Origin of the sequence: Sodalis praecaptivus, from assembly GCF_000517425.1 — a bacterium.
GTDB lineage: Bacteria > Pseudomonadota > Gammaproteobacteria > Enterobacterales > Enterobacteriaceae > Sodalis_A > Sodalis_A praecaptivus.
On the sequence record NZ_CP006569.1, the window covers coordinates 3,907,392 to 3,925,520 of the forward strand.

Annotated in this window: 15 protein-coding genes and 1 other annotated feature; of the genes, 7 read left to right on the forward strand and 8 right to left on the reverse strand. The window is 58.8% G+C overall.

The window, feature by feature from the left end; genetic code table 11:
- The first annotated feature begins 2 nt into the window (after positions 1 to 2).
- Positions 3 to 1,481, forward strand: a complete 1,479-nt coding sequence (locus tag SANT_RS17385; RefSeq protein WP_025423531.1) for an alanine/glycine:cation symporter family protein — start codon at positions 3 to 5, stop codon at positions 1,479 to 1,481.
- A 58-nt stretch (positions 1,482 to 1,539) separates the two neighbouring features.
- Positions 1,540 to 2,319: a peroxide stress protein YaaA gene (gene yaaA, locus SANT_RS17390; protein WP_025423532.1), complete on the forward strand. Its 780-nt coding sequence runs from the start codon at positions 1,540 to 1,542 to the stop codon at positions 2,317 to 2,319.
- Positions 2,320 to 2,501: 182 nt separating this feature from the next.
- Here the strand turns inward: yaaA and thrC are convergent, their stop codons facing one another.
- The 3 genes from thrC to thrA are packed head-to-tail and all read right to left on the reverse strand — an operon-like array spanning position 2,502 to position 7,188.
- A complete protein-coding gene (gene thrC, locus SANT_RS17395; protein ID WP_025423533.1) occupies positions 2,502 to 3,791 on the reverse strand; it encodes a threonine synthase in 1,290 nt (429 codons plus the stop codon).
- A 3-nt stretch (positions 3,792 to 3,794) separates the two neighbouring features.
- A complete protein-coding gene (thrB, locus tag SANT_RS17400) occupies positions 3,795 to 4,727 on the reverse strand; it encodes a homoserine kinase (protein WP_025423534.1) in 933 nt (310 codons plus the stop codon).
- 1 nt (position 4,728) lies between these two features.
- Complete coding sequence (gene thrA, locus SANT_RS17405; protein WP_025423535.1) at positions 4,729 to 7,188, reverse strand: bifunctional aspartate kinase/homoserine dehydrogenase I; 2,460 nt, start codon at positions 7,186 to 7,188, stop codon at positions 4,729 to 4,731.
- Between the two features lie 26 nt (positions 7,189 to 7,214).
- Positions 7,215 to 7,334: a sequence feature (Thr leader region), on the reverse strand.
- A gap of 931 nt (positions 7,335 to 8,265) precedes the next feature.
- On the opposite strand from thrA, the gene arcA reads away from it, so the two are divergent.
- Positions 8,266 to 8,982, forward strand: coding sequence for a two-component system response regulator ArcA (arcA, locus tag SANT_RS17410; protein ID WP_025423536.1), 717 nt, complete (start codon positions 8,266 to 8,268; stop codon positions 8,980 to 8,982).
- Positions 8,983 to 9,199: 217 nt separating this feature from the next.
- On the opposite strand, the gene creA is transcribed toward arcA, so the two are convergent.
- On the reverse strand, positions 9,200 to 9,682 hold the full coding sequence (creA, locus tag SANT_RS17415; protein WP_025423537.1) for a protein CreA: 483 nt from the start codon (positions 9,680 to 9,682) through the stop codon (positions 9,200 to 9,202).
- Positions 9,683 to 9,862: 180 nt separating this feature from the next.
- Here creA and robA point away from each other — a divergent pair, with 180 nt between their 5' ends.
- The gene (gene robA / locus SANT_RS17420) at positions 9,863 to 10,732 is read left to right on the forward strand and encodes an MDR efflux pump AcrAB transcriptional activator RobA (protein ID WP_025423538.1); all 870 of its coding nucleotides are present in this window, start codon (positions 9,863 to 9,865) and stop codon (positions 10,730 to 10,732) included.
- On the opposite strand, the gene gpmB is transcribed toward robA, so the two are convergent.
- The gene (gene gpmB / locus SANT_RS17425; protein WP_025423539.1) at positions 10,729 to 11,376 is read right to left on the reverse strand and encodes a 2,3-diphosphoglycerate-dependent phosphoglycerate mutase GpmB; all 648 of its coding nucleotides are present in this window, start codon (positions 11,374 to 11,376) and stop codon (positions 10,729 to 10,731) included. The two genes, robA and gpmB, sit on opposite strands and share 4 nt — an antisense overlap.
- Before the next feature lie 49 nt (positions 11,377 to 11,425).
- Here gpmB and yjjX point away from each other — a divergent pair, with 49 nt between their 5' ends.
- The gene (gene yjjX / locus SANT_RS17430) at positions 11,426 to 11,962 is read left to right on the forward strand and encodes an inosine/xanthosine triphosphatase (protein ID WP_025423540.1); all 537 of its coding nucleotides are present in this window, start codon (positions 11,426 to 11,428) and stop codon (positions 11,960 to 11,962) included.
- On the opposite strand, the gene trpR is transcribed toward yjjX, so the two are convergent.
- Both trpR and sltY read right to left on the reverse strand, forming a co-directional pair.
- Positions 11,959 to 12,294: a trp operon repressor gene (gene trpR, locus SANT_RS17435; RefSeq protein WP_025423541.1), complete on the reverse strand. Its 336-nt coding sequence runs from the start codon at positions 12,292 to 12,294 to the stop codon at positions 11,959 to 11,961. The two genes, yjjX and trpR, sit on opposite strands and share 4 nt — an antisense overlap.
- Before the next feature lie 54 nt (positions 12,295 to 12,348).
- Positions 12,349 to 14,277, reverse strand: coding sequence for a murein transglycosylase (sltY, locus tag SANT_RS17440; protein WP_038668742.1), 1,929 nt, complete (start codon positions 14,275 to 14,277; stop codon positions 12,349 to 12,351).
- 706 nt (positions 14,278 to 14,983) lie between these two features.
- Between sltY and ettA the strand changes: the two genes are divergently transcribed.
- Complete coding sequence (gene ettA, locus SANT_RS17445) at positions 14,984 to 16,648, forward strand: energy-dependent translational throttle protein EttA (RefSeq protein ID WP_038668744.1); 1,665 nt, start codon at positions 14,984 to 14,986, stop codon at positions 16,646 to 16,648.
- 85 nt (positions 16,649 to 16,733) lie between these two features.
- Positions 16,734 to 16,940, forward strand: a complete 207-nt coding sequence (locus SANT_RS17450; protein ID WP_025423544.1) for a hypothetical protein — start codon at positions 16,734 to 16,736, stop codon at positions 16,938 to 16,940.
- Here the strand turns inward: SANT_RS17450 and nadR are convergent.
- The gene (gene nadR, locus SANT_RS17455; RefSeq protein ID WP_025423545.1) at positions 16,896 to 18,125 is read right to left on the reverse strand and encodes a multifunctional transcriptional regulator/nicotinamide-nucleotide adenylyltransferase/ribosylnicotinamide kinase NadR; all 1,230 of its coding nucleotides are present in this window, start codon (positions 18,123 to 18,125) and stop codon (positions 16,896 to 16,898) included. The genes SANT_RS17450 and nadR overlap by 45 nt on opposite strands.
- Positions 18,126 to 18,129 lie beyond the last annotated feature (4 nt).

Consider the following 18,129-nt stretch of genomic DNA (forward strand, 5'->3'; position numbering starts at 1 on the left):
CGATGGCTGAGCTATTGAATTTTATCAATAACCTGTTATGGGATTCACTATTAATTTATCTGTTGTTGGGTACCGGCATTTGGTTCACGCTGCGCACCGGTTTCATCCAGATACGCCATTTCTGCCACACCTTCACGATCCTCAAAGACTCAGGGACGCGCGGCGGCGGCGGCATTTCGCCGTTCCAAGCCTTATGCACCTCTCTTGCCGCCCGTATCGGTTGCGGTAATTTAATGGGGGTCGCCATCGCACTGATCCTGGGCGGGCCGGGCGCCATCTTCTGGATGTGGCTGGCGGCGCTGATTGGCATGGCGACCGCCTTTGCGGAAAGCACTTTGGCACAGTTGTACAAAATACGCGACACCTGCGGCAACGCCTGCGGCGGGCCGGCCTGGTATATGGCCAACGGGCTCGGCCTGCGCTGGATGGGCACGCTATTCACCCTCTTTTTACTGGCGGGCTATGGCGGTTTTTTCAGCGCCGTGCAGGCCAACGCGATTACGCTATCGGCGCAGCAGTTATCCGGTATGGGCCGCTGGCCGATTACCCTGGCGCTGCTTATCTTGTGCGCGGCGGCGATTTTCGGCGGCCTGCGCGCCATCGCCCGCTTGACCCAGTGGCTGGTACCGGCCATGGGCCTGCTGTATCTGCTGCTGGCGGGCTGGGTGGTGCTGCACCACTGGCACCAGATTGCGGCGGTGGCCGCGCTGGTGTTCAATAGCGCCTTTGGCCTGCCGGCGGCCGCCTCGGGTCTGGTGGGTTATGGCTTGGCGCAAGCGATTTTCCAAGGCGTACAGCGCGGTCTGTTCTCTAACGAAGCGGGCACCGGCTCGGCGCCGAATATCGCCGCCGCCGCCGCGCCCTGGCCGCCGCACCCCGCCTCACAGGGCTATATCCAGATGCTGGCGGTCTTTATCGACACGCTGGTGATATGCAGCGCCACGGCGGCGATTATTCTTACTTCCGGCACGCTGGAGCACGCCCACGCCGATATCCACGGCATCGCGCTGATTTATCAATCGCTCGCCACGGTGACCGGGCACTGGAGCATGCCGCTACTGATGGCGCTGGTGTTTGTGTTCTCCTTCGCCGCCATTATTGGCAATTACGCCTATGCGGAGAGCAGCCTGCGCTTTTTCGTGCCGCAGCCGGTGAAACTGAAATGGCTGCTGCGTCTGCTGACGCTCACCATGGTGCTATTTGGCTGCGTGGCGGAGGTCTCGGTGGTGTGGCGGCTGGCGGATCTGGCGATGGGACTGATGACGATAACCAACCTTATCGCCCTTTTGTTACTGTCGCCGGTCGTGTTGATGCTGGCGAATGATTACAATAGCCAGCGCGCTATCGGTAAGCTGCCAACGTTTTATGCGGCGAATTTTCCCGCTATCGCGCCGCAGCTGGCGCCGGGTCTCTGGGTTCGGCCGGCGACGCCGCGCGATAAAAACAGCCGGGCGGCCGCCCCGCTCCCTCGCGATGGCTAGTACGCGCCGGCGCGGCATGACCGGCGCCCGTATTTTTTCGCTATAACAGGAACCTGCAATGCTAATGGTTATTTCTCCGGCGAAAACGCTGGATTATCAGAGTCCGCTGGCGACCCATCGCTACACGCAGCCGGAATTGCTGCCCCAATCGACGGCGCTTATCGACGTGTGCCGGCAGTTGACGCCGTCGCGTCTCGGCACCTTGATGGGTATCAGCGATAAGCTGGCCGATCTGAACGCCGCCCGTTTCCAGGCCTGGCAAACGCCGTTTACCCCCGACAATGCGCGCCAGGCGATACTGGCCTTTAAAGGGGATGTTTATGCCGGTCTGGCGGCGGAAACCTTTAGCGAGGCGCAATTCGATTTCGCCCAGCGGCACCTGCGGATGCTGTCAGGGCTGTACGGCATATTGCGTCCGCTGGATTTGATGCAGCCCTACCGGCTGGAGATGGGGATCCGTCTGGCCAACCCGGCCGGTGCCGATCTGTATCGCTATTGGGGCGCCGCGCTGACCGATAAATTGAACCAGGCGCTGGCGCAACAGGGCGACCCGATCCTGATCAATCTGGCGTCGGACGAGTATTTCCGCGCGGTGCAACCGGACCGCATCAACGGCCGGGTTATCAAACCGGTGTTCCTGGATGAGAAAAACGGCCAGTACAAGGTAATCAGTTTTCACGCCAAAAAAGCCCGCGGCATGATGTGCCGCTTCGTGATTACCGAAGCGCTGACGCAGCCCCGGTCCTTGCAAGCGTTCAATGCCGGCGGTTATCGGTTTGACGCCGCGGCGTCGAGCGAGAATGAGTGGGTGTTCAAACGACCGCAGCAGGCCGGTTAGCGCTACGGCAATAGCAACCACCGGCGCTTCGCGCTGGTCGACGGCGCTACGATCCCGGATCGTCGGCACCAAACCGCCGGCGGCGCAGGCGCGACAAACGCCTACCGCACGCTATCGGCGGCAAATCGATCTTCGCTCTGCCAAACCGCCGGCACCGCCGCCCGCGAGCCGCTGACGGGACGCTATCGCGGCAGTTCCAGCATGAAATGACGCAGGTCGCTGAACGACGCCGGCATGCGCGCCGACAGCAACGGTAACGTCGCGCGTACCGCCAGCGCCGGCGGCAGCGGCAAATTCTGCCCAAGGATGGATTCTACCGATTCCTTGAACTTGGCCGGATGGGCGGTGCCGAGGAACAAACCGAACTCCCCGGGCTGCAGGCCGTCGCGCAGCAGACGGTAGGCGATAGCGGCATGCGGCTCGGAAATATAGCCCAGCCCCGCCAGCTCGCGCATCGTTTCGGCGGTGGTCTTATCGTCGACGCAGCCGTAGCCGAGCGTCGTCAGCTGCCAATTTTTGCGCCGAAACAACTCCTCCACCCGCGGCCAGTTATTGGGTTGGCTAACATCCATCGCGTTTGACAGCGTAGCCACGGTGGGATTGGGTAGCCATTTCCCGCCGCTCAGAAACCGCGGTACGGTATCATTGGCGTTGGTGGCGGCGATGAAACGCTTCACCGGCAGCCCCAAGGTTTTGGCCAGCAGGCCGGCGGTAAGATCGCCGAAATTGCCGCTCGGCACCGAAATCACCAATTGATTGCGCGCCTGCTGCGGCAGTTGCGCCACCGCTTCAAAATAGTAACAAATCTGCGCCAGCAGCCGGCTAATATTGATGGAGTTGGCGGAATTCAGCCCCAGCGTCTGTTTCAGCTCTTCATCGTCGAACGCCTGCTTCACCAACGCCTGGCAGGCATCGAAATCCCCCTCTACCGCCACGGTATGAATATTGCCGCCCAGCGTGCAAAAGAGCTTTTCCTGCAGCGGGCTGATTTTGCCTTCGGGGTAGAGGATCACAACCCGCACATTCTTAAGTCCGTAGAACGCGTGGGCCACCGCGGCACCGGTATCGCCGGAGGTTGCGGTAAGGATGGTCACCGGCTGGCCCTGGCCGACTTCGGTGAGCATCTGCGCCATAAAGCGGCCGCCGAAATCCTTGAACGCCAGCGTTGGGCCGTGAAACAGTTCCAGCGCGGCGATATCCTCGGCGACCGGCACCACCGGCGCCGGGAATTCAAACGCCGCCGTCACCCGCGCCAAGACGCGTTCCGGCGGCAGTTCATCCCCGATATAGGCCGATAAAATACGTGCGCTGCGGCTAACGAAATCCATTTCCAGCAACTCGTCTATCTCGGTTAGGGCGAATTCGGGCAGTTCCATGGGAAAAAACAGCCCCTGCTGACGGCCAAGGCCCTGCTTGATCGCTTGGGCGAAGCTGACCTGCTCATTGTGTTCCTTGATATTGTACAGTTTCATCATTTAATCCATCATTATACGGGCGCCGGAGGTATCCAGGCGGCAAATATGAACAAAACCTTCGTCGTTTTGCAGGTAGTGCTGCGTCAGCCAGTCGGCGACGCGCGCCGCGGTATCCTGGCGATCGCAGATGGCAAAGAGCGTCGGCCCCGAGCCCGAGATACCGCAGGCCAGCGCGCCAATATCGCCCACCGCCTGACGCGCGTCGGCGAAGCCCGGTAGCAGCCGGGTGCGATAGGGCTCGGCAATGACATCTTTCATCAGCTTAGCCGCAAGCGCCGGTTGCCGGGTATGGCAGGCATGCACAAAGCCCGCCAGATAACGGCCATGGCTGATACAGTCCTGGCGGCGATACTGTGCCGGTAGAATCGCCCGCGCCTCGGCGGTACTCACTTTGATGCCCGGGTAGGCCATCACCCATAGCCAATCGTCGAACCCCGGCACCGGCTGGCTGATGATGCCGTTCTCCTCCAGCATCAGTTGCATGCCGCCGAGAAAACAGGGGGCTACATTATCGAAATGCACTCCGCCGGAAATGCGCCCTTCCATTTCCCCCATCAACATCAGCATTTGGTCATCGTTTAACGGTCGGCCGCAATGGGCATTCATCGCCACCAGCGCCGCGACCACCGAACAGGCGCTGGATCCCAGGCCGGAGCCGATGGGCATATTCTTTTCCAGCCGCATGGCGACCGGTACCGTTTTACCCACCGCCTCGCAGAATCGCTGCCAGCACTGGTAAACGATGTTTTGCTCCGGCTCCGCCGGCAATTTGTCGACGAAACGCCCGGCGCAGTGCAGACTGAAGATCTCGGCGCCCGTCACGCTGACGCAATCGCCCAGCAGCGTCCCGTCCACCGGCGACACCGCCGCGCCCAGCACATCAAATCCCACGCTGACGTTGCCGATTGAGGCCGGCGCATACACTTTAACCATGTTAAACTCCCAACTTCCATGACAGCGTGCGTAAAAGATCGGCGAAAACGCCGGCGGCGGTGACATCATTGCCGGCGCCATAGCCACGCAGCACCAGCGGTAACGGCTGATAATAGCGGGTTGAAAACGCCAGCGCGTTTTCCCCGTCTTTTACTTTGAACAACGGGTCGTTGGCGCCCACCGCCTCGATTTTGACTTTACAGCGTCCTTCGTCAATGCTGCCCACATAGCGCAGCGCCTGACCTTCGGCGCGCGCCTTCGCCACTCTGGCGGCGAATTCATCATCCAGGGCCGGCAGACGCGCCAGGAACGTCTCCACGTCGCCGCCGGCGTCAAAGCCCGCCGGGAGCACCGGCTCGACATCAATATCCGCCAATTCCAGCGTATACCCCGCCTCGCGCGCCAAAATCAGCAGCTTGCGCGCCACATCCATACCGGACAGATCATCGCGCGGATCGGGTTCGGTGTAGCCGTTGCCGCGCGCCAGAAGCGTTGCCGCCGACAGCGACATACCGTCATCCAGTTTGCCGAAAATAAACGACAGCGAGCCGGAAAGAATACCGGAAAAGCGGGTCAACTCGTCACCGGCATTCAATAAGTTCTGTAAATTTTCGATAACCGGCAAACCGGCGCCGACGTTGGTATCATAAAGAAATTTACGGCGCGAGGTCGCGGCGGCGGCGCGCATTTGATGGTAATAATCCATTGAGGCGGTATTGGCTTTTTTATTTGGCGTCACCACGTGGAAGCCGTCCGCCAGGAAATCCGCATACTGGTTGGCCACCGCCTCGCTACTGGTGCAATCGACGATGACCGGGTTAAGCAGGTGATACTCTTTCACCAGCCTAATCAGCCGCCCCAAATTGAACGGCTCGCGCGCCTCCGCCAACGCCCCCTGCCAGTTAGCCAAGTCGATGCCGTGCACATTGGTCAGCAGAGCGCGCGAGTTGGCTATTCCGCATACCCGCAAGTCGATATGCTTATCCTTTAGCCACGCGTGCTGACGGCGGATCTGCTCGATCAGCGCGCCGCCAACGCCGCCCGCGCCGATGACGAAGACTTCGATAACCTGATCGGTATTGAACAGCATCTGATGCGCGACCCGTACGCCGGTGGTGGTGCTGTCATTGTCCACCACCACCGAGATGGAACGCTCGGAGGATCCCTGGGCGATAGCGATGATGTTGATATTGGCGCGCGCCAGCGCGGCAAAAAGTTTGGCGGACAGGCCGCGCTGGGTGCGCATTCCGTCGCCGACCACCGAAATAATCGCCAGGCGGGAAATCACATCCAGCGGCTCCAGCAGGCCGTCTTTCAGCTCCAGGTAGAATTCCTCCTCCAGCGCCCGGCGGGCAGCCGCCAACTCATGCTGCGGCACGCAAAAACTGATGCTGTATTCCGACGAGGATTGCGTAATCAGCACCACGGAGCTGCCGGCGCGCGACATGGCCGCGAAAACCCGCGCCGCCATGCCGATCATGCCTTTCATTCCCGGGCCGGAAACGTTGATCATCGCCATATTATTCAGATGGGTGATACCTTTGACCGGGTTACCTTCCTCGCCGCTGGTGGGCCCGATTAACGTGCCGGGAGCTTGAGGATTGGTGGTGTTTTTGATAAGACAGGGAATTTGGAACTGCGCGATGGGGACGATGGTACGGGGATGAAGAACCTTGGCGCCGAAGTAGGAAAGTTCCATCGCCTCCTGATAGGAAAGCTGACTGAGTAAACGCGCATCCGGCACCTGATTAGGATCGCAGGTATAAACGCCGTCCACATCCGTCCAGATTTCGCAGCAATCGGCGCGCAGACAGGCCGCCAGAACCGCCGCCGAGTAATCGGATCCATTGCGGCCCAGCACCACCAGTTCACCGCGCTCGTTACCGGCGGTAAAGCCCGCCATCAGGATGATGTGATCGGCGGGGATGGCGGCATCGTTGATGCGCCGGGTGGACTCGGCGATATCCACCGTCGATTCCAGATAGCCCCCCTGCGCCAGCAGCTTCTCCACCGGGCCGATGACCGTCACGTTGAAACCGCGGGCGCGCAATAGCGCTTCCATTAGCGCGATGGAGAGTTTTTCGCCGCGGCTGATGATCGCGGCGTTAACGCTATCAGGGCAGTATTTCAGCAGTGAAATGCCGTGCAGTAACTGTTTGAGCTGCGCGAACTCTTGCTCCACCTGGCTACGCAGCGCCGGATGATCAAACTCCGGCTGGGCTGCGGCCAACCCGTCCAACAGTCGGGTAAAGATCTGTTCGGCGTCAAGGATATTCGGCTGGATATCAATGCCGTTGAGCGTACGGTCTATCATCATGACCAAGTGGTTGGTGATTTTGGCCGGCGCGGATAATACCGCCGCCACCTGTCCCTGGCGGCTATTACTCTCAAGGATATCGGCGACGCGGATAAAACGCTCCGCGTTGGCGACGGAGGTACCGCCGAATTTCAGTACTCGCATTTCTGTTTCATCTCCTGAATTAAGCTTAAAAAAAAACCCGCACTGTCAAGGTGCGGGCTTTTTTCTGGATTCCTGTATGCGTCAGCCCGCGCCGCTACCCGTGGTGGTATCGGTGGTGGTAATAATAATGGTGCCGTGGCTGAAGCGGGTACGCATGATGGTTGGCATTATCACTGTTTTTTATTAATACTCTATTGGTTAAAGCAATCAGCCGCTAAAGTCAATGAATATCTGCTTTTACGGCCCGTAGCATGACCCGAGTCGCACCGGTCAATATCCCGCGCCTGCGCCGCACGCACGCCGGAACCCATTATCATTACCGATAATGCAGTCTACTATGCTAGCCATTACCGATATCACAGCAGAAATCACCGCGCGCCGTGTGACGTCAATCCAACCGGGCGCCTTGGCGAGCATCCGAGAAGCAACCGGGAGCACCCTCAGGTGCCGTGCTAGGATGAATTTATATAGTCACTTAAGTTATTAGGCGGCAGCTATTGTCATTTGTGGAAAATGGCGGCAGGAAAAATAGACGTTTTCTCGCCCCTCTTGCGGTAATTATAATGCTAATCGATAAGCAAAAGTAATCCATTAACGCCCGGCCAAGCGCCGGGCTGCGTCCCCCCAGCGCCCTTATGCCGCGACCAGCGGCCGTTCTGTTAGGTTATTTTCACCCGAACGCCTTGCCGGGTTAAACAATATAAGATAATGGTACATAAAGAGACGTGAAAGTTATCTAACGTGCCGTGCTGTTAATCTTGTCTACAGAAATGGCACAGGTGTTAGGGTTTATTTTGATATACGTCAGCAAAATGATATTTTCTTGAGTGGTAAATTCTGTTGACGCTGTTATATTGTTGTTAATAAGGGTAAGCTATGCAGCATTTAAGCCTGACAAATCAGGCCTCGAATACAGGTAAGCGTCGCCGGTAACAGAGCGTTAATCACGATAGGGCACGATGATGTGCTTAGGCCTGAAGCCTTGGGGGATGCGTCTTATTCCTCCGCTACCGTTAAGGACGACAGCGGCTTGAGTACCTCCTCTTTCAATTATGTTGGTAATTTTAGGTAGCAAACATGCAGACCCCGCACATTCTTATCGTTGAAGACGAGTCAGTCACCCGTAATACCCTCAAAAGCATTTTTGAAGCCGAGGGCTATATGGTCCATGAAGCTACCGACGGCGCAGAGATGCATCGCGCCCTGTCGGAACATGATATTAATTTGGTAATCATGGATATCAACCTGCCGGGTAAAAATGGTTTATTGCTGGCGCGAGAACTCCGTGAGCATGCCAGCGTCGCTTTGATGTTTCTCACCGGCCGCGATAACGAAGTTGACAAGATCCTCGGGCTGGAAATCGGCGCCGACGACTATATTACCAAGCCTTTCAACCCCCGCGAACTCACTATACGCGCACGCAATTTGCTCTCCCGCACCATGAATTTGGGCGGCGCGCTTGAGGAGCGCAAATTGGTGGAGAGCTATAAATTCAACGGCTGGGAGCTTGATATCAATAGCCGTTCGCTGCTTAGCCCCCACGGTGAGAGTTATAAGCTGCCGCGCAGCGAATTCCGCGCCATGCTGCATTTTTGCGAGAATCCAGGAAAGATTCAATCCCGCGCCGAGCTGTTGAAAAAAATGACCGGCCGCGAGCTCAAGGCCCACGACCGTACCGTGGACGTCACCATCCGCCGCATCCGAAAACATTTTGAATCGTTGCCGGACACGCCGGAAATCATCGCCACCATTCATGGCGAAGGTTATCGTTTCTGCGGCGATTTGGAAGAGTAAGCTTCACCGACAACGGTGCCTGCCCCCGTGGGGCGGGCGGCCGATGATCTTTTCCTCACCCACCGGTAAACGGCTTCCCGTCGCCGCCATCGGCTGCCGCCCGTTACGCCAGATAGCCCCGGCCCGCTCCCGTTCCCCTTGCAACCCAATGCCTTAGCGCGGGCAGCGACCGGCACAGGTGGTGCCGCTGCCGCACGCACGGCGCCGGCAAAGGCGGTTACGGACGCGATTCGCCCCAGGGCATAATCGGCACCGCGCTCAGCGCATTTTTGGGCGACCCCTCCACCACCCGATCCGAATAGGAGAGATACACCAGCGCGTTGCGTTTGGGATCATAAAAGCGTACCACCTGTAGGCGTTTGAAAATCAGCGAGGTGCGTTTTTGAAACACCACGCTGCCGTGCTCAGGACGGCTTTTGATCTTGTCGCTTAGGGTGATTGGCCCCACCTGCTGGCAGGAGATCGCCGCATCGGAGGTATCTTCCGCCAGGCCGAGGCCGCCTTTGATGCCGCCGGTCTTGGCGCGGCTGAGATAGCAGGTCACATTGGGCACCTCGGGATCGTCAAACGCTTCCACCACGATTTTATGATCGGGTCCGAACAGCTTAAATACGGTGTCGACGGAACCGACCTCCTCGGCCCGGGCCATCCCGAGGCAGAAGGCGTAGCCCATCAGGGCGATAACGATTTTTTTATTCATAGTTCAGCGTATTTTCCTGTAGCACCCATTGAGGCCGCCGGGGCGAGGGCGCCGGCGGGACTGGTCAATATTAACTGGCAATAATAAGCTTATAAATCTTTGGCGACCTGTTAGCCAAAATATTGCTATTATGCGTCGACGCTTTTTTAACGACGCCATCACCGCTTTCTGAGGATTGTTATGGATCAAGCCGGTATCATTCGTGACCTGTTAAGCTGGCTCGATAGCCATCTGGACCAGCCGCTGTCGCTAGATAATGTCGCCGCCAAAGCGGGCTATTCCAAATGGCACCTGCAGCGTATGTTCAAAGAAGTGACCGGCCACGCCATCGGCGCCTATATCCGCGCGCGCAGGTTATCCAAGGCGGCGGTGGCCTTGCGGCTGACGAGCCGGCCAATACTGGATATCGCGCTGCAGTACCGTTTTGATTCCCAGCAAACCTTTACCCGCGCATTCAAAAAACAATTTGCCCAGACGCCGGCACTGTATCGCCGCAAAGAAGAGTGGGATTCCACCGGCATCCGACCGCCGATTCGTCTGAACCAAAGCGCGCTGCCCCAGGCCGAGTTCATTCGGCTACCGGCAATGGAACTGATCGGCGTCACGCAAAGTTACACCTGCACGTTGGAGCAGCTCAGCAGCTTCCGTACCGAGCTGCGCATCCATTTCTGGCGCCAATACCTCGGCGAGGCCAAATGTCTGCCGCCGACGCTGTACGGGCTGAATCATACCCGACCAAGCCTGGAGAAAGAGGATGAACAGGAGGTGCTTTACACCACCGCTATTGAGCCGCAGCACATGCCGGAAAATGTCCACGGCGGCGAGCCCGTTCATCTGGATGGGGGGGAATACGCCCGCTTTATTTATCAAGGCCCGCCCCACGACCTGCAGGACTTCATTCTGTCGCTGTACGGCACCTGCCTGCCGTCGCAAAGCCTGGTGCGCCGCAAGGGATGCGATATCGAACGATTCTTCCCGCCGGAGCGCAAACCGGACGCGGAGTTGCCGCACACTATCCGCTGCGAATATCTGATTCCAGTGCGCCGTTAACGCTGCAGTTCATCCAGGGCGGGCATATCCAGATGGGACACATCGCCCGCCGTTTCCACCACCCAGCCAGGCGCCAGCCACGGGCTTTGTTGGTAATCCATGCGGGAGAGGGAGCAGTTACGCAGCCTGAGTCGGCGCTCGGCGTAGGCCGGCAGGCCCAAGACGGTGCTTATCAGACAGCCAAGCGCCATGCCGTGGCTGACCAGCAGCGGCGTACTGCCCGCCGGCAACGTCAGGCAGTGGTTAAGGGCGGCATGCATGCGCGTCGCCATTTCGGTCATCGACTCACCGCCCGGAATGCGCCCGCCTTCGGTGCCGTTGACCAATTGCCGACGCCAATCCTCTTCCTCACGGGTCAGGGTAGCGATATCGCGGGTTTCCAATACCCCCATATCCAGCTCGCGCAGCCGCGCGTCCACCGTCATCGGGCAGCCGCAGCCGGCGGCGATGATCTCTGCGGTACGGCGTGTACGGCCCAGATCGCTGCTGATAATATGGGTGATACCCAATGATACGGCCCGCTCAGCGACCTGTTCCGCCTGGCGTTCGCCCTTGGCGGTTAATGCACTGTCGGATTGCCCCTGAATACGGCGCAGCGCATTCCATTCAGTTTCGCCATGACGAACAAGATAAACCTGTAACATACTTTTTTCCGTTATACTGCGTGAAAGAGACGGGAGTTAACCAAACACTATGTACAATGTAATCGCTGCCACCCATAACCCGGCCAAGATTGAAGCCATTCAGCACGCTTTTGACGATACGTTCGGTCCGGATAATTGCCGAGTGACGGGCATTGATGTTGACAGCGGCGTGCCGTCCCAGCCGATGGGCGATCATCAGACCCGCAGCGGCGCGCGCAACCGGGTGATGGCCGCCCGCCAGGTTAATCCTGAGGCGGACTTCTGGGTCGGCGTCGAGGCCGGCGTTGAAGATGATATGACCTTTGCCTGGATGGTGATTGAAAATGCACATCTGCGGGGTGAATCGCGCTCCGCCAGTTTAATGTTACCTAATAGTATATTACAGGGAATCACAGAAGGGCGAGAATTGGGTCATGAAATGGCACGATTAACCGGTATTGGGGACATTAAGCGCCGCGGCGGCGCCATTGGCGTGTTCACGGAAGGCCGCCTGACGCGCAGCAGCGTGTACCATCAAGCGCTATTGCTGGCGCTGGTGCCTTTCCATAACGCGATATATCAAGAACCTCGCCGACCGCGCAACTAGACTGGCGTATTCAGCAGCTGCTGCATCAGCCAGCGTTTCAGCTCCGGCGGCGCCGACTTCAGGCTGTTCGATCCCCGGGTAATGGTCGCGATACCGGTTCCAAGCTCGTTTTTCAGTTCCCGCTGGCTGACGTCGCCGGCCAGCAGCGCTTGAATAATGCGGATACGCGTCGCCAGCGCCTCGCGTTCGTCGGGCGTAAGCATCAGCTGCAACAGCGGCACGTGCAGCTCGTCGGCATAGGCCTGGCCCAGCAGGCGGGCAAAGGTGCGCCAGTCCTGCTCCAGCCTATCGGCACCGGCGTCCGCGCCGGCGGTGGAAGATGTCGCGTTCATAAGCTACCGCCATACCATTCAACTAGTACATGAGCTTATCATACTTTTCGCCACTCAGTAGCGCCGCTGCCATTCAGCGTCGGTCAGCAGCTTCGCCGGCTGGCGCAGGAAATAGCGGTAAAACACGTCATAGGCCAGGACGTTCTTGACATAGCCGCGCGTTTCGGAAAAGGGAATACTTTCGATGAACGCGATGGCATCGGCGCGTCCGGCGCTGGTGTTAAGCCAGCTGTTGACTCTGCCGGGACCGGCGTTGTAAGCGATGCTGGCGAGAATACGGTTACGGCCGAACATCTGATAGACATATTCCAGATAGGTCGTGCCGAGGGCGATGTTGATTTGCGGATCCAATAGCTGGCCAGGCTGGGTGTAGTTTGCCATATTAAACATCTGCGCCGTATGCTGCGCGGTGCTTGGCATCAATTGCATCAGGCCGGCGGCGCCCACCGGTGAACGCACCTTTGGATTCCACGCGCTCTCCTGACGGGCGATGGCCATGGCGTAACTCTGGCTGATTCCTTTATCGTTAGTCGCCTGACGGAACGTTTGGTGCCAGGCCAGCGGGAAGCGCTCTTCCAAATGGTCCCACAGCTTGCCGGTGATCGTCGCCTGCACGCTCAGATCAGGCCATTGCTGCAAAAACGCATAGCGCGCCAGCTGCTCCTGCTGCGGCCGGCTGCGGCTGGCCACCAGCGCGCTCCATTCGCTGCGCGCCAAATTGTCCATATTCCAATACATCAGCTCGCGCACCCGGGCGATGGCCGGCTCCCGCGCCAAAGCCGGGTCCGGCGTTGCGGCGCGCGCCACGTTAATGACATAGCGTTGTCCCAACGCCTCCGCCGCCGCCATGGGATAAAACCCGCGCGCCTGCATCAGCGGACGCAATAGCGCCTCACCCTGCGCGCGCTGGCCGGCGTCCATTAACAGCCTACCGCGCCAATAACGCCATTCATCCTTTTGCCGATCCTCTTCCGGTAACCGTTCCAGCCAGGCGCGGACCTCCTGCATATTGCCCTGACCCAGCGACATGCGGATGCGTCGTTCCAGTAATTCGGTGGAATGACCGCGCAGAATAACCCCGTCGCGCCAGCGCGCCTGTTCGGGATTGGCATCGGTGCCCATCAGTCGCCAGGCGACGCTCTCTTCAAGCGCCAGGCGTTCGCTGTCGCGCATTTGCTGCGCGCGGGCCACTATCGGGATCAGGGAACGGGCGTTTTCCACATCGGTGCGGGCCAGGCGGGCAAAGGCAATTTGCGTCGCTTGGCGGGTTAAATCGGTGGGGCCGACGCTGCGGGCGAAATCCGGCAATGTCGCCGGGTTATCCTGTAGCGCCGCCAGTGCGTTGCCCATAGTTTGGTACTCGGCCGGCAGTTGCTTTGACAGGTAGTTGACCAGACCGGTATTGCCCTCTTTCATCGCCAGCCGTATCCGTTCGAGGGTGGCCAACGGGCTGCGCTCGCCCGCCTGGTCCCAAACGCCGAACAGTTTGTTGCAGCTGTCAGGAAGAGAGTGCCCGTTCAGCCAGATGTCGCGGGCGCCGTCCCAGGCCTCCTGCGGCTTGCCGGTAGCCCATTTGGCATAATAGTAATTACAGCGCGCCGCCACCGGTTTCGGCGGCTGCGGGCTAAAAGCCAGCAGGCTATACCAGTCCTGGCGGTTCGCCAGTTCGTTAACATAGCGCGCGGCCAAGGAGCGGGCCGGCGGCAGCGTCGGGTTGGCCTGGATAAAGGCAGTGATTTGATCGGGACTGACCTGGGAGAGATCCTGTGATAGCTGCCGGTACGCCAGATAAGGATAGAGCGGGTAGTCGCGCAGGGTGGGCAGCAGTTGCGCCACCACGTCCATTTGCTGCGCGTCCCAAGCCGACTTGACCTGCTGATAGCGCTGCCGCTGGGCCTCGAGGGAATCCGCCTGCGCCAGCACGGGCAGCGTCATCATCCCGATTGCCGCTACCCACAACCGCCATCTGTCCACCTTGACCATCTTTACTCATCCTCAGCTGATTACCCGTCCCGCCGCGGGGACATCGTTGCGCGCTTAACCGACCGGTTTGCGTTCACATGCTAGCCAAGCCAGCGGAATCGCGCCAGCCGGATATGACAATAAACATTATTTATTAATTAATGTTTTTAGTCTTCATTAATATAGCAAACCCGTGCCGCGAGACCGGCGAAAGCCGGCGATTTACCCCCTTTTACAGTCCGCGGCGGTCGGTGAACGTTTTTGGCGCCCTCCCCCTTCTTAGCCGCAGTTGGAGTAGAGTGGCGGTACTGCCTTCCTGACCGGTGAACGGCCCTGGGCGCGTTCCAGCTCCACCGCCGTTAAGCGGTGCGAAGCGTTCCTGTCCCCCTGGCCGGTTTGCGCCCCCGGCGTTTCTTCCTCTGCGCCGCAGTGGAAGAAGGGTGGCGCTACTGCCCTCCTGACCGGTTTGCGTCCCCGGCGCGTTCCTTTTCCCTTCGCCGTGGGCGGTAGTGGCGTTCTTTAACCGTGGCCGCGAACCGGTGGTCACCTTTCCCCCACCCACCGTCGCGTTGCTAATCGCGTGCCTGAGCTGCCGCCGTCCGTGATGCTGTGATTACGTGCCGAAACGGGCTAAACTGCGTTATCGCACTGGCGTGGTCTTGCCCCGCTCATTCCCGCCGCCGCGCGGGACAGTCAAAAACCCCATTAACATGAGGCTTATCGCAACGTGGCTCAATTCGTCTACACTATGCACCGCGTCGGCAAAATCGTTCCGCCGAAACGCCATATTTTGAAAAATATTTCGCTGAGTTTCTTCCCCGGCGCCAAAATCGGCGTGCTGGGTCTTAATGGCGCAGGGAAATCGACGCTGCTCCGCATCATGGCCGGCATCGATACCGACATCGAGGGCGAAGCCCGGCCGCAACCCGGCATCAATATCGGTTATTTACCGCAGGAGCCCCGGTTCGACGACGAGAAAACCGTGCGCGAAGAGATCGAAAGCGCCGTGGCGGTCGTCAAGCAGGCGCTGACCCGGTTGGACGCGGTATATGCCGCCTATGCCGAACCGGACGCCGACTTTGATAAGCTGGCCAAAGAGCAGGGGGAGCTGGAAGCCATCATCCAGGCCCACGACGGCCACAATCTGGACAACCAACTGGAACGCGCCGCCGACGCACTGCGCCTGCCGCCCTGGGACGCCAAAATCGGCACCCTGTCCGGTGGCGAACGCCGACGGGTCGCTATTTGCCGGCTGCTGCTGGAAAAACCGGATATGCTGCTGCTCGACGAACCCACCAACCATCTGGACGCCGAGTCCGTCGCCTGGCTTGAACGTTTCTTGCACGACTATGAAGGCACCGTGGTGGCGATTACCCATGACCGTTATTTCCTGGATAATGTCGCCGGCTGGATCCTGGAGCTGGACCGCGGTGAGGGGATCCCCTGGGAAGGCAACTATTCGTCCTGGCTGGAGCAAAAAGATCAGCGCCTGGCGCAGGAAGCCTCATCCGAGGCGGCGCGGCGCAAATCCATCGAAAAGGAATTGGAATGGGTACGGTCGAACGCCAAAGGCCGCCAGTCGAAAGGTAAAGCCCGCCTGGCCCGCTTTGAAGAACTCAACAATGTCGAGTACCAAAAGCGCAACGAGACCAGCGAATTGTTTATCCCGCCCGGTCCCCGTCTGGGTGACAAGGTGCTGGAAGTCAGCCAGCTGCGCAAATCCTACGGCGACCGGCTGCTTATCGATGATTTGTCTTTCTCCCTGCCTAAAGGGGCGATAGTCGGCATCATCGGCCCCAACGGCGCCGGTAAATCCACGCTGTTCCGGCTGCTGTCGGGCAAAGAACAGCCGGACAGCGGCAGCATCACGCTGGGGGATACCGTACAGTTAGCCTCGGTGGATCAGTTCCGCGACAGTATGGATAACGGCAAAACCGTGTGGGAAGAGATCTCCGGCGGCCAGGACATTATGCGCATCGGTAATTTTGAACTGCCGAGCCGGGCCTACGTGGGCCGTTTCAATTTTAAAGGCGTCGATCAAGGGAAACGCGTCGGTGAGCTGTCCGGCGGCGAACGCGGCCGCGTGCACCTGGCTAAACTGCTGCAGGTGGGCGGCAATATGCTGCTGCTCGATGAGCCGACCAACGATCTGGATGTCGAAACGCTGCGCGCGCTGGAAAACGCCCTGCTTGAGTTCCCCGGCTGCGCTATGGTCATCTCCCATGACCGCTGGTTCCTCGACCGCATCGCCACGCACATTATCGACTACCAGGATGAAGGAAACATCGAATTCTTTGAGGGAAACTTCACCGAATACGAAGAGTACAAGAAAAGGACGCTGGGCGCGGAAGCGTTGCAACCGCACCGCATCAAGTACAAGAAAATGGCCTGACGGCCAGCAGTGTGTTACGGCGCCCCACGGCGCCGTTTTTTTTCGCCTGCGCCATGCGAGTGGCCTGCGCTGAGCGCTGGTCGATATGGTCGATATGGTCGATATGGTCGGTATGGTCGATATGCTCGATATGCTCGGTATGGTCGATATGCTCGGTATGGTCGGTATGGTCGTTAGTGCCGCGCGTGGGCCGCTACGCCCCGCGCTGGCGCCTGCAAATTGGGCGCCGGCGTTGTCGGCGGTGCCGTCAGCGCTCCCCCAACAGCTCTTTCACCAGGGTAATGCACTGTAAAAAGCGCTGGTCATAATCCGCCACGTCCACCCGCACGTAAGGGATGTGATTATCGTGCAGCAATACTTCAAGTAAACGCTGGAACTCATCGCGGTCCGTCGGCGCGCCGAGACTGCGCAGACCGTCGGCGACCCAGGGAGTATTGTTCTTCAGCAGGATAACCAAATCGAAGCGGTACTCATCAATCATCGCCTGCACGAAAGGGTGCTCACGGCCGTGATATTTTTTGCAAAACGCCTGGCTGGTGACGAAATCGGTATCGATAAAGGTCACCTTATTGGCGTATTTCACGGCGAAATCGATGAACTGGGCCTGGCCTAGGGCAATTTTATCGTAATCGGAATATTGCAGCGCCATCTCATCGCCGCCAAGATGGGTGAACACATAATCACGGCCATATTCCCACGCGCTGGTGGTATTAAAGATATTGGCCAGCTTGTTGACCATGGTGGATTTGCCGCTGGACTCTCCGCCAATCAGCGCCACGGTGCGGACGAAGAAGGGTTTGACCTCCGTTGGAATATAGTCCCAATAGCGGAAAGGATCCTGACGGATTTGCTCTCCGCTGATGGACATAAACGAACGGTCGGGATCGATGATGACGGTTTCAATCCCCAGATGTTCCCGATAATGCGCGAGATCCTGTTTTTCGCTCGAATAAATAAAATCCGCCTCGATGCCTTTGTCGGCCATGAAACCCTTTACGCCTCGGCTCCAGACATCCCAACCGTGGGGGTAAGGCTCCATTCCCTGTTCATTGAACGCATGAATACGGATATTTTTTTGGTACTTGAAGGTTTGCAGCAGCCAGCGCAGCCTGTCGCTGAGCGTGGGCTGCTGCGACATGGCGCTGTCCTCAAACAGCCGCAGGTCGCGCTGATCGTCGTAGTTTAGGATCACATGCAGCTCATCCACCTGACTACAGGCCCGCTGAATCAAATAGATGTGCCCGGTATGCAGCGGATAGAACTTGCCGAAAATCACCCCGACCGTTTTCTGCCGCCGGGGAAACTCCAGCCCAAGGAAACGGTGGATGGCTTCGAGCTTCTGGGCGCTCGGGCTTTTGATTTTTGCGTTCAGCAGCTGGCTGAGGTAGCCCTTGGTGACGCCGCAGGCTTCCGCCACCTGCTGTAAGGTGCATCCCTGCTGCTTGATGGCGCTTTTCAGGTAGTTGAACGACGACATAGTT